The following is an 11,864-nucleotide window of genomic DNA, read 5'->3' as shown; positions in this document are numbered from 1 at the left end:
GTTTAGTTTGGAGCTAACGTCAATGAAAAAATGGGCTACTCTATTAGCTGGTAGTGCATGTGCGCTTTCAATGTTATCTGCACCATCGTTTGCAAAAGATAACAAAGAATTGGTATTCATGAACTGGGGACCTTACATCAACAGTGAGATCTTAGAACAGTTCACGGATGAGACTGGCATCAAAGTGATTTACTCGACTTACGAGTCGAATGAAACTTTGTACGCAAAATTGAAAACGCACAATAAAGGTTACGACCTTGTGGTTCCTTCAACCTACTTCGTGTCTAAAATGCGCGACGAAGGCATGCTTCAAAAGATCGACAAAACCAAGCTGAACAATTTTGCGAATCTAGATACAAACTACCTAGATAAGCCATATGATCCGAACAATGACTACTCTATTCCACACGTAGTGGCGATCACTGGCCTAGCTGTTAACACAGACATGTACGATCCAGAAGATTTCCAAAGCTGGGCTGATCTATGGAAGCCAGAGCTTGAAGGTCAGCTGATGATGATGGACGACACGCGTGAAGTGTTCCACATCGCACTGCGTAAGTTAGGTTACTCAGGTAACACGACTAACGAGCAAGAAATCGACGAAGCCTACGCTGAACTGCGTAAGCTGATGCCAAACGTTCTTGTGTTTAACTCAGATAACCCTGGCGCGCCATACATGTCTGGTGAAGTGGGTCTTGGTATGCTTTGGAACGGTTCTGCTGCTGCAGCGCAAAATGAAGGTCTGCCGATTAAACTGGTTTTCCCTAAAGAAGGCGGCATCGGTTGGGTTGATAACTTCGCTATCAGTTCTGGCGCAGTAAATGTAGAAGCGGCTCATAAGATGATCGACTTCCTACTTCGCCCAGAAATCGCAGAGCAAATATCTCGTGACACAGGCTACCTAACGGCAGTTAAAGCGTCTAACGAGAAGTTCAAAGACAGCCCTGCTTTGTTCCCATCACAAGAAGACCTTGACCGTGTGGAATGGCAAGCTGCGGTTGGCGATAAGACAGTGAAGTACGAAGATTACTTCATGAAGCTTAAAGCCGGTCAGTAAACGAGTTCGTTATCTAATTGCTTTGGTCAACAGAGGCTAATAAGTAACTGGTTTACTTAACAAGTCTAGTTAGGTAATCAACAAGTTAAAAATAAGAATATCAACGAATAGGCAGCTTAAGCTGCCTATTTTGTTATATCACTGCTATAATTCAGCGCGATTTTTAGAAATCCATTTACTTTGGGTTCAATACCCAGCTCCAAATCAAACAAATGAACGGAACAGTAATGAAAAAAACACTGTATACCGGCGCATTGTGTGCTGCTACTTTACTTTCTACACCCTCTTTCGCAGCTGACCAAGAACTGTATTTTTACAACTGGTCTGAATATATTCCAAATGAAGTACTAGAAGACTTCACAGAAGAGACTGGCATTAAAGTCTATTACTCAACTTATGAGTCTAACGAAAGCATGTACGCTAAGTTAAAAACTCAAGGTACGGGTTACGACTTAGTGGTTCCTTCTACTTACTTCGTTTCTAAGATGCGTAAAGAAGGCATGCTTCAAGAGCTTGATAAAACTAAGCTAAGCCACTTTGCAGATTTGGACCCAAATTACTTAGATAAGCCATTTGACCCAAACAACAACTACTCGATCCCATACATCTGGGGCGCAACGGGTATTGGTATCAACTCAGATATGCTAGACAAGTCTTCAATTAAAAACTGGGGCGATCTGTGGGATACACAATGGGAAGGTCAACTGATGATGATGGATGACTCTCGTGAGGTTTTCCATATCGCACTGTCTAAACTGGGTTACTCTCCAAACACAACGAACCCTGAAGAAATCAAAGAAGCGTACGAAGAACTTCGTAAGCTAATGCCAAACGTATTGGTATTTAACTCAGACTTCCCTGCGAACCCTTACCTCGCGGGTGAAGTGTCTCTTGGTATGCTTTGGAATGGCTCTGCTTACATGGCACGCCAAGAAGGCGCAACAATTGACATCATCTGGCCAGAGAAAGGCGCTATCTTCTGGATGGACAGCCTAGCGATTCCAGCAGGCGCTAAGAACACTGAAGCGGCACATAAGATGATCGACTTCCTTCTTCGCCCTGAAAACGCAGCTAAGATTGCTTTAGAGATCGGTTACCCGACGCCAGTTAAAACGGCTTACCCTCTTCTTCCTAAAGAATTTGCTGAAGATAAGAACGTTTTCCCACCGCAATCAGTGATGGATAACGGCGTTTGGCAAGATGAAGTTGGCGAAGCGAGCGTTATTTATGACGAGTACTTCCAAAAACTTAAAGTAAACAACTAGATTGTCACTGACAGGTTAATAAAGCGGCGTAAGCCGCTTTATTTTTATCTACACTTTATATAGGATTGCACCAAACAATATAGAGTTCGATTTAATATGCTAGCAAACCCTATTTTATTGGTTGTGACACTGATGCTTCTCGCGTCATTCTTGATGCTTGGGCTGAGTTCTTTTATTCACATAGATTCCAATTACGATCTGTTTTTTGAAACGAACACGCTCGTGATTATAATGTACATCTACTACGTTGCTCGTCATGCTATTCGCCCTCATAAAGCCCTTCGCTATGGTGCTTTACTACTTATTTTTAACTTGCTTTATGATGTGTTCACAGAGCTCAAACACCTCGATGAATGGGCCGACCGAAACGAGTTACTCGACACCTTTCTTGAAGATGGATTGTTGCAAATAGCCTTCCTACTTATTGCTTACGGTATAACTGAACTTACAACCAAATTGAAAGATCAAAGCAAGCAAGATGAGCTGACAGGCTTGTATAATCGTAAGAAGTTTGACGCAATCACGCTGAAAGAATTCGAACTCATATATTTCGATTTGGATGGGTTAAAGCGAGTCAATGACCGTAAAGGCCATAAAGTTGGCGATCTAATGATCGTTCGCTTCTCTCAAGCGCTCGACCAAGCCGCCTTAGAAGATGAAATGGTGTTTCGTGTTGGCGGTGATGAGTTTGTCGCGACTGCACAACTTGGTCGTGGTGGCGAGTTTGTAAGCCAAGTGACGAATCTATTACATGGAGAGAACATCGGCTTCTCTTACGGTATTGAAGTAACGAGTCGAGAGAACTTTAAACAGGCGCTTGATGAGTCAGATAAAGCGATGTACGAAATGAAAAAAGCGCAGCGAACAGATCAACGAGCTTAATTACTCCATTATTTAGTGGCTGATTTGGCCGTAAGGCAGGTAAAAAATAGAGACAAAAAGCAAACATACATACGACTCTAATTCTCTTTAGGTCAATGTATATTTGCTTATATATAGTGGATAAAGATTAGTTAAGCCGTTAAAGAGCCTTTCTCTGAACACAACAGCTCACCGACTAATTTCGGCACTTCAATACTGGCTTTACCGTAACGTTTCTCTTCAAATTCGCTCTCAACCGCACTTGGCTCGAGGTTGATTTCAATGGTATGTGCGCCATGCATTCTTGCGTCATGTACAAAACCAGCCGCTGGATAAACCACACCTGATGTGCCGATCGAGATAAACAGATCAGCTTCTTCTAACGCTGAATAGATGTCGCCCATTCTTAATGGCATTTCGCCAAACCAAACAATATGAGGACGCATTTGCGCGGGAATCTGGCAACAATGGCACAATTCACCGGTATGGATATCGTCTTTGTGCTCTAGAACTTGGTTTGATTCGCTGCAACGTGCCTTAAGAAGTTCACCATGCATGTGAATAATATTGTTGCTACCGCCTCTCTCGTGCAGGTTGTCGATGTTTTGAGTGATGATCGTTACTTTGCCGTCTAGCTTCTCTTCGAGCTCACCTAGCGCCTTATGGGCAGAGTTTGGCAGAATACTTTCGTTCTGTAAGCCATGGCGACGCTTATTGTAGAACTCTTGCACCAAGTCTGGATCTTTTGCAAAACCCTCTGGTGTCGCGACATCTTCGATTTTATGGTTTTCCCATAATCCGTCTTGTGCTCGGAATGTTTGAATCCCCGACTCCGCAGAGATGCCGGCGCCAGTAAGAATTACGATATTTCGATATGGGAAATGCATATAACGTCCTTTTCAATATGTCACTTTGTAACAGCTTAGCACTGTTCAAATTCCAACAATAGTTTTAGGGATTAGACCATAGTCTTAGCCAACTGAATTCATTGATTATTTGTGACATAACTCGCTTGTTCTCCTTCGTTCTTTCTCAATCTCCTTTCTGACTGACTCGTATTGCTTTCTATTTTCCATAAACGCAAAAAAGCGGCCGAAGCCGCTTAGTTATAATTTAATTTGTGTCTAGCAAGGGCTTAACACTCATCAAGATTGATGACGTTAGTCTTCGTTAATCGAAGAGATCTTATGGATTGAAAGATCCGCACCGTTGAACTCGTCTTCTTCACTTAAACGTAGGCCTGTCACTTTACTTAGAACACCGTATACAACCAATGCACCGACTAGAGCGACGATAATTCCTGCAAGTGTTCCCATTACTTGCGCACCAAAGCTCACGCCACCTAGTCCCCAGAGGGCTTGCTGGCCGAAGATGCCAGCTGCAATGCCACCCCAAGCGCCACACACGCCGTGCAATGGCCATACACCCAGCACATCATCAATCTGTGTTTTGTTCTGCATGTAAGTAAACAGGTAAACGAACAATGCGCCTGCTACACCACCTGTAACGAGAGCGCCAAGTGGGTGCATTAAGTCTGAACCTGCACAAATCGCTACGAGACCAGCCAAAGGACCATTGTGGATGAAGCCTGGGTCATTTTTACCTGCGACTAAAGCCGCTAGAATGCCACCGACCATCGCCATAAGTGAGTTCATGGCTACTAGGCCGCTGATGCCATTGATAGCTTGAGCTGACATCACGTTGAAGCCAAACCAACCCACACATAGGATCCAAGAACCCAGTGCTAAGAATGGGATGTTAGATGGTGCGAAGTTAGTGTGTTTACCTGCACGAATACGACCTTTACGCATACCTAAGAAGTAAACCGCGACCAAAGCAATCCAACCGCCAACGCCGTGAACTACTACAGAGCCTGCGAAGTCATGGAATCCATAACCGAATTGCGCTTCAAGCCAATCTTGGAAACCAAAATTACCATTCCAAATGATGCCTTCAAAGAATGGATAAACAAACCCAACGGTGAAAAGTGTTGCGATGAGTATTGGATAGAAACGTGCACGCTCAGCGATACCACCAGAAACGATCGCTGGAATCGCCGCAGCAAACGTCATCAAGAAGAAAAACTTCACCAGCTCGTAACCATTACCTTGCGATAAGGTTTCTGCATCTGCAAAGAAATGCGCACCGTAAGCCACCCAGTAACCGATAAAGAAATAGGCAATGGCAGAAACGCCGAAATCCGAGAGGATCTTAACCAGCGCGTTCACTTGGTTTTTCTTTCTTACTGTACCTACTTCCAAAAATGCAAAGCCTGCGTGCATTAAGAAGACCATGATGGCGCCTAATAATAGAAATAGAGTGTCTGAACTCTGCGTCAAGCTCTCTACTGCGCTATGAACTTGGGTAACCGTTTGACTCATTAAAGCTCTCTCCCTTAGCTTTGTCTCAATTGCACTAGAACCGTGCGAATTGATGTCGTAATTAATTAAAGACTCAACAGTAAACGCAAGATGCGTTCCAACTTGGTTACGCAAAAAACGTGCAACAGATTTTGATTTTAAGTTATTGATTATTTGTGGTTAATTTCTAAAGTGCACTTTGTTGGTTCTCAAGGAGAGAAAATGTTCGATAATTGATTGCACCAATTGAGGGAGTTGCACCATATTGATGCGGTTAATATAGAGCATTAGATCAGTTACCTAGCGACCAAGCGACAAAAAGCCCAGTGAAATGAATCACTAGGCTTTTAATGTCTTTCGCTGATTAAAGTTAACTCATCGACAAAGGAGCTATTATCGAGTTTGGTAACCCAAACGACTTACATATAAACGCTTAAAGGTTTGGTCCTGTTGTCGGGTTTTGCGGTAGGTTTTGACTTAAGCGCTGCATGCCTTGATACATACGAATAAACCACACCACAATCGCCACACCACCAAACAACATACCGACATAGGGAATGTAGTAAGCGATATCATCGATTATATGGTTTTGATACCAGTAATCGTTCACACCGATCAACACGCCATTAGAGGTCGCTACCGTGACGATAAGCACAACAAAGAACGTCAGGTTCAAGAAGAACGAGCGAATTAAGCCGTAATAATGCGTATCCACGACTTCGCCGTCTTCCCCTTTATCTAAACGATAGCCTGCGTAGATAATCGCGACCACACCAGAGAGAAGACAAGTAAATGGTGTAAAGCAGCTTAGGATGTAAGCGACCCAAATACCTTTATGAGGTTTGTTCATTCTTATTCACCTCTTCTGTTTTCTCTGTTGCTGCGTTTGCGCTTTGTTCAGCGCCGTTTTTCTCTTGTTCCATCACTTCTTTGTACCAAAGATCATGGTGCTCTTTAGCCCAAGTTTCATCAACTTCGCCTGTTACCATACCCTCAAGTGCACCTTCCATACCGAACAAGCCGATGTAGATGTGGAACACAAAGCCACAGATAAGGATCAGAGCAGCCAACATATGGACTAGGTTTGAAAGCTCCATATCTCGACGGGTTTGACCGAAAATTGGGAAGTCCAAAACCAAGCCACTGATCGCAGCGACACTACCCATAACAATCAATAGCCAGAATAGCGCTTTCTCACCGGCGTTAGAAAACTCTGCAGATGGATGAGAACCTTTATGTTTCCCGACCATACCACCCAGTTTTATGAACCACTGGATATCGACCATCTTGAAGATCGACTTGCGCCACCACTTGATGAGAACAGCCATCAACAGCACATAGAAAATCGGGCCGATGTAGTTGTGGTATTGCTTCGCCAATAGAACGATGAAGCCCCATAAATCAGTTGGGATATAAGGTTTCAAGAAGTGTTTACCGTAAACCAACATCAAACCACTGAAAGCCAGTGTTAAGAAGGTAAACGCCATACTCCAGTGCAATGCGCGGTCAAGTCGCGACCAACGTTTGATCTTACGACCTGTTCTCGGCGCACTCAGCATTAGTGGGCCAATCACAACGTACATTAAGGTAACGAAAGCAATACTGCCAAAGATAGCGACAGCACCCGCTGGTGACATCCACTTCTCTTTCAATATGTACCACGTTTGGCCTGGAGTACTGATCAACACACCGTGCTCAGCAGATTGAGATGTGGTGTAACCTTCTTCACCGTTTCTTACTTGTCGCCAAAAATCAGCGCCAGCAAGTTGTGTGATTTCTCTTTCTGCGCTACTCGATTGAGTTTGTGATGAGTTCGTCTCAGATGCATGACTCAAAGGAGACAGCATTGTTAGTGCTGCCAACATTGGCAGCACAACAAGGAAGAGACGCTTAAACATTGTAAGCATATGTCTCTCCTAACTAGCTCTTCATCGCATCGTAAGAAAGGTCATTGCCGTCTGTCCAGCCTGCACCCTTCGCACCACGCTCAACAACACGCTGACGGAATACATCAGAGACTTTCTCTGCATCACCCGCTAGCAGTGCTTTGGTTGAACATAAAGAAGCACACATTGGTAGCTTGCCTTCAGCAATACGGTTCGCACCGTATTTCTGACGCTCTTCCACAGAACCTGGCTCTGTTTCTGGGCCGCCAGCACAGAAGGTACATTTGTCCATTTTACCGCGCTCACCAAAGGCTTCCTGTTTAGGAAATTGAGGTGCGCCAAACGGACAAGCAAACAAGCAGTAACCACAACCGATACACAGATCTTTATTGTGAAGTACGATGCCGTCTTCTGTATGTTCAAAACAGTCTGCTGGGCAAACTGCCATACAAGGGGCATCAGTACAGTGCATACATGCGACTGAGATAGAGTTTTCACCCGGTTCGCCATCGTTCAGTGTGACAACGCGGCGACGTTGAATACCCCATTCCAGAGCATCATCATTTTCATTCTTACATGCAGTGACACAACCGTTACATTCGATACAACGTTTGGTGTCACAAAGAAATTTCATTCTAGCCATTTTAAGACTCCTTACGCTTTACGAATATTACAAAGGGTTACTTTCGTTTCCTGCATCAACGTGACAGGGTCGTAACCATATGTGGTTGCTGTATTGGCTGCTTCGCCAATAACGTAAGGATCAGTGCCTTCAGGGTATTTAGAACGCAAATCTTCGCCTTCAAACTTACCACCGAAGTGGAACGGCAAGAACGCTAAACCCGGTTTCACACGACGAGTGACCATCGCTTTCACCTTGATACGGCCTTTCTCTGCACCTTCAACCCAAACATCATCGCCATCTTTGAAGCCAATGTCGTTTGCGTCTTTCGGGTTCACTTCAACAAACATCTCTTGTTGTAGTTCTGCTAGCCAAGGATTAGAACGTGTTTCTTCACCACCACCCTCGTACTCAACCAGACGACCAGACGTAAGAATAATCGGGTATTCACCAGACTTATCTTGGTCTTGAATGGATTTGTACAACGTAGGAACACGGAAAATCGCTTCTTTGTCGTCCCACGTTGGGTAGTCAGCGACTAGATCACGACGTGGTGTGTAAAGTGGCTCACGGTGCAGTGGCACGCGGTCTGGGAATGTCCAAACAATCGCACGCGCTTTCGCATTACCAAACGGAATACAACCATGCTTGATAGCAACACGTTGGATACCACCAGAAACGTCGGTTTTCCAGTTTTTACCTTCAGCAGAGGCTTTCTCTTCTGCTGTTAGATCGTCCCACCAACCCAGTTGTTTCAGCAGTTTGTCACTGAACTCTGGGTAACCATCTTTGATTTCGCTGCCTTTTGAGTAGCTGTCTTCAGCCAATAGGCTTTGACCTTCAAATTCCACACCGAAACGAGTACGGAAGTTACCGCCGCCCTCAGCAACAGGTTTAGACGTATCGTAAAGGATATGCGTCCCTGGGTGTTTCATTTCTGGGTTGCCCCAACATGGCCAAGGCAGACCGTAAGTTTCGCCATTCGCTGGGCCGCCTTCTGCAGCAAGCGTGGTTTTGTGGAACGTGTGCCAGTTTTGTTGGTGCTCTTTCAAACGCTCTGGGCTTTGACCTGTATAGCCGATCGTCCACATACCTTTGTTGAATTCACGAGTGATGTCTTCAATCAATGGTTGATTGTTCTCAACACGGATGTTTTTGAACAGTTGATCAGAGAAACCAAGCTTCTTAGAAAGAAGGTACATGATTTCGTGGTCAGGCTTTGATTCGAACAGAGGATCAACAACCTTGTCACGCCACTGTAGAGAACGGTTTGATGCCGTTACACTGCCGTAGGTTTCAAATTGAGTGGTTGCTGGAAGCAAGTAAACGCCATCAGTACGATCGTTCATTACTGCCGCGACTGTTGGGTATGGGTCAACGATAACCATCATATCCAGCTTCTGCATCGCCTTCTTCATCTCTGGACCACGAGTCTGAGAGTTCACCGCGTGACCCCAGTAGAACATGGCGCGGATGTTTTCGCGTTGGCGAATCTTGTCTTTGTCTTCAAGCACGCCATCAACCCAACGAGACACAGGAATACCTGCACTGTTCATTGGTTTTTGACCACCGTATGCGTTGTCGTCAAATCGTCCTTTAACCCAGTCAAAGTCGATATCCCAAACTTTAGACCAATGGCGCCACGAACCTTCAGACAAGCCGTAGTAACCCGGTAGCGTGTCTGATAGTACGCCAAGGTCAGTTGCGCCTTGTACGTTATCGTGACCACGGAAAATGTTTGCACCGCCACCTGATTTACCTATGTTACCTAGCGCAAGCTCAAGGACACAGTAAGCACGTGTGTTGTTGTTACCCGTAGTATGTTGAGTACCACCCATACACCAAACGATACAACCCGGACGGTTTTCTGAAAGTAGTTTTGCTGTGTGGTAAACGTCTTCTTCGCTAACGCCTGTTACACGCTCAACTTCTGCTGGGTTCCACTTCGCAACTTCTTCACGGATCTCGTCCATGCCGAATACACGTTGGCGGATGAATTCTTGGTCTTCCCATTTGTTAGCAAAGACATGCCATAACAGACCCCAGATAAACGCAACATCTGAACCCGGGCGTAGAGAAACATAGTGATCAGATTTCGCAGCAGTACGCGTACGACGAGGATCCGCAACAACGATCTTACAGTTGTTCTTCTCTTTCGCGATTAGGATGTGTTGCATCGCAACTGGGTGAGCTTCTGCAGGGTTTGAACCAATGAACAGCATCGACTTACAGTTGTGCATGTCATTGAACGAGTTTGTCATCGCGCCGTAACCCCAAGTGTTTGCAACACCGGCTACTGTGGTTGAGTGACAAATACGCGCTTGGTGGTCAACGTTGTTGGTGCCCCAAAGCGACGCCATCTTACGGAATGCGTAAGCTTGCTCGTTACTGTGTTTTGCACTACCCAAGAAGTAAACGGAATCAGGACCAGACTCTTTACGAAGTTCTAGCGCTTTATTACCGATCTCTTCAATCGCTTGTTCCCAAGAAAGCTTCTTCCACTTACCGCCTTCCAATTTCATTGGGTACTTAAGGCGACGTTCACCGTGGCCGTGCTCACGCAGAGCTGCGCCTTTTGCACAGTGTCCACCAGCGTTGAATGGGTGATCGAATGCAGGCTCTTGACCCGTCCAAACACCGTTTTGAACTTCAGCGTAAATACCACAACCCACAGAACAGTGAGAACAGATAGTGCGTTTCACTTCTGTTTTCGCTTCAGGGTCGACTGACTTAGCTTGCGCCTTTTTCATCATACCCGGAGCGAATAGACCAGCGCCGACTACCGCACCACCAGCCGCTAGAGAGGTGTTTTTCATGAAGGCACGTCGAGACACACCCAGTTGATTGGTTTCTTTGCTCACACTATCGGAGCGTTTGACAAGTTTCATCCGTTATCTCCTAAAGCGTGTCGTAGTAATCGCGAATGTGTTGCGTTTCACGATAGCCCGTCTTCTTCATGTCTTCTTTCGGCATTTCAACCGTTTCTGAAGCAGTTGCCACCTTCGTTGTTCCAGCGACAACGGCACCCGCTACGGCTGCAGTTGTTAAGCCTTTGAGTAAGTCCCTACGGCTTGTGTTTATTTCTTTATTATCTTTCATCATTGCTTCCTTACCTTGCGGTAGATCTTTTTGGAGGCTTAATGCCCCTCTATCGATATAATCGCGTACTGCTCGATTACTCGTAATCAGTGACGTTTTTCACATCAATCTTTAATTTATGCTTACTGCTTTTTGTATTCACGCTAAAACGCACTTGCTCTAACGTTAGGAATGCTTCACACAGCTGTGCTGCCGATTTGTAGAAGTTCGCACTTTCTGCACTTTCAAGCTGACGCGTAAAAGAGTTGAACCAAGGACCAAGGTGCTTATTGAAAACAGCTTGTTGAAGCGCTTCTTCTTCACCGGTTAGCATTGCCATTACTTCACACAATGCCGCAATATGATCTTCTGGCTCTTTCACTTGATCATCACGTTCAATGCCTAAAAGCTCTAAATCATGACGAATCTCTGCTAATGGTTTTTCCATCATGGCGCCAGTTCTATGCCAAGAACCAAATGGAACAATCTCTCCACGGCCAATGCCAATGAACAGATCTTGATATTCGTCTTCTAACGCTTCGCGATTTGATTCCGTTGCTGCTTGTTGAATGGCAATCCAAGCTTTTTGCATTGCACTCTCAGACGCTTCAATGTCTAACGTCTTTAGGAAATCAATGACCTCTTCAGAAGGTGCGCTACGGAACAATGCAGAAAGAACCAAATAGATTTCAGTTCTTAGTGTCTGTTCTTGATCTAAATTAGTTTCCAATGCCA

At 45.0% G+C, this 11,864-nt stretch carries 11 protein-coding genes; 3 read left to right on the top strand and 8 right to left on the bottom strand.

What is annotated here, in order from left to right; all coding sequences use genetic code 11:
- Positions 1–22 precede the first annotated feature (22 nt).
- From AC3CID_RS08325 to AC3CID_RS08315, 3 genes are all read left to right on the top strand, one after another.
- Positions 23–1,057 carry an extracellular solute-binding protein gene (locus tag AC3CID_RS08325; RefSeq protein ID WP_017107107.1) on the top strand — a complete coding sequence of 345 codons (1,035 nt, stop codon included), beginning with the start codon at positions 23–25 and terminating at the stop codon, positions 1,055–1,057.
- Positions 1,058–1,284: 227 nt separating this feature from the next.
- Positions 1,285–2,322 carry an extracellular solute-binding protein gene (locus tag AC3CID_RS08320; protein WP_029223699.1) on the top strand — a complete coding sequence of 346 codons (1,038 nt, stop codon included), beginning with the start codon at positions 1,285–1,287 and terminating at the stop codon, positions 2,320–2,322.
- A gap of 96 nt (positions 2,323–2,418) precedes the next feature.
- Entirely contained in the window at positions 2,419–3,204 is a 786-nt protein-coding gene (locus AC3CID_RS08315) for a GGDEF domain-containing protein (protein WP_488526384.1), read from the top strand.
- A gap of 131 nt (positions 3,205–3,335) precedes the next feature.
- Here the strand turns inward: AC3CID_RS08315 and cobB are convergent, their stop codons facing one another.
- The 8 genes from cobB to AC3CID_RS08275 all read right to left on the bottom strand — a co-directional run bounded on the left by cobB (position 3,336) and on the right by AC3CID_RS08275 (position 11,859).
- A complete protein-coding gene (gene cobB / locus AC3CID_RS08310; protein ID WP_017087790.1) occupies positions 3,336–4,070 on the bottom strand; it encodes a Sir2 family NAD+-dependent deacetylase in 735 nt (244 codons plus the stop codon).
- Positions 4,071–4,343: 273 nt separating this feature from the next.
- On the bottom strand, positions 4,344–5,564 hold the full coding sequence (locus AC3CID_RS08305) for an ammonium transporter (RefSeq protein ID WP_065205196.1): 1,221 nt from the start codon (positions 5,562–5,564) through the stop codon (positions 4,344–4,346).
- Positions 5,565–5,976: 412 nt separating this feature from the next.
- On the bottom strand, positions 5,977–6,393 hold the full coding sequence (locus tag AC3CID_RS08300; RefSeq protein ID WP_017059624.1) for a hypothetical protein: 417 nt from the start codon (positions 6,391–6,393) through the stop codon (positions 5,977–5,979).
- Positions 6,377–7,450 carry a formate dehydrogenase subunit gamma gene (locus AC3CID_RS08295; RefSeq protein WP_054542113.1) on the bottom strand — a complete coding sequence of 358 codons (1,074 nt, stop codon included), beginning with the start codon at positions 7,448–7,450 and terminating at the stop codon, positions 6,377–6,379. Before AC3CID_RS08295 ends, AC3CID_RS08300 begins: the two co-directional genes overlap by 17 nt.
- A 13-nt stretch (positions 7,451–7,463) precedes the next feature.
- A complete protein-coding gene (gene fdh3B / locus AC3CID_RS08290) occupies positions 7,464–8,072 on the bottom strand; it encodes a formate dehydrogenase FDH3 subunit beta (RefSeq protein ID WP_004733723.1) in 609 nt (202 codons plus the stop codon).
- Between the two features lie 11 nt (positions 8,073–8,083).
- Positions 8,084–10,939: a formate dehydrogenase subunit alpha gene (locus AC3CID_RS08285; protein WP_004733725.1), complete on the bottom strand. Its 2,856-nt coding sequence runs from the start codon at positions 10,937–10,939 to the stop codon at positions 8,084–8,086.
- 10 nt (positions 10,940–10,949) lie between these two features.
- Positions 10,950–11,150 (bottom strand): twin-arginine translocation signal domain-containing protein, encoded by a 201-nt coding sequence (locus AC3CID_RS08280; protein ID WP_004733728.1) that lies wholly within the window; start codon positions 11,148–11,150, stop codon positions 10,950–10,952.
- Positions 11,151–11,226: 76 nt separating this feature from the next.
- Positions 11,227–11,859 carry a TorD/DmsD family molecular chaperone gene (locus AC3CID_RS08275; protein WP_123301705.1) on the bottom strand — a complete coding sequence of 211 codons (633 nt, stop codon included), beginning with the start codon at positions 11,857–11,859 and terminating at the stop codon, positions 11,227–11,229.
- Positions 11,860–11,864: the final 5 nt, after the last annotated feature.

Source organism: Vibrio sp. QJM3NY_21 (assembly GCF_057785975.1).
The sequence above is the reverse complement of the archived record's forward strand: the minus strand, read 5'-3'. Positions and strand labels throughout refer to the sequence as shown.

Bases quoted from the DNA above. Each gene is read 5' to 3' on its own strand.
- fdh3B (WP_004733723.1), bottom strand. From the start codon at position 8,072: ATGGCTAGAATGAAATTTCTTTGTGACACCAAACGTTGTATCGAATGT.
- AC3CID_RS08305 (WP_065205196.1), bottom strand. From the start codon at position 5,564: ATGAGTCAAACGGTTACCCAAGTTCATAGCGCAGTAGAGAGCTTGACG.
- AC3CID_RS08285 (WP_004733725.1), bottom strand. From the start codon at position 10,939: ATGAAACTTGTCAAACGCTCCGATAGTGTGAGCAAAGAAACCAATCAA.
- AC3CID_RS08315 (WP_488526384.1), top strand. From the start codon at position 2,419: ATGCTAGCAAACCCTATTTTATTGGTTGTGACACTGATGCTTCTCGCG.
- AC3CID_RS08325 (WP_017107107.1), top strand. From the start codon at position 23: ATGAAAAAATGGGCTACTCTATTAGCTGGTAGTGCATGTGCGCTTTCA.
- AC3CID_RS08300 (WP_017059624.1), bottom strand. From the start codon at position 6,393: ATGAACAAACCTCATAAAGGTATTTGGGTCGCTTACATCCTAAGCTGC.
- AC3CID_RS08280 (WP_004733728.1), bottom strand. From the start codon at position 11,150: ATGAAAGATAATAAAGAAATAAACACAAGCCGTAGGGACTTACTCAAA.
- cobB (WP_017087790.1), bottom strand. From the start codon at position 4,070: ATGCATTTCCCATATCGAAATATCGTAATTCTTACTGGCGCCGGCATC.
- AC3CID_RS08320 (WP_029223699.1), top strand. From the start codon at position 1,285: ATGAAAAAAACACTGTATACCGGCGCATTGTGTGCTGCTACTTTACTT.
- AC3CID_RS08295 (WP_054542113.1), bottom strand. From the start codon at position 7,450: ATGCTTACAATGTTTAAGCGTCTCTTCCTTGTTGTGCTGCCAATGTTG.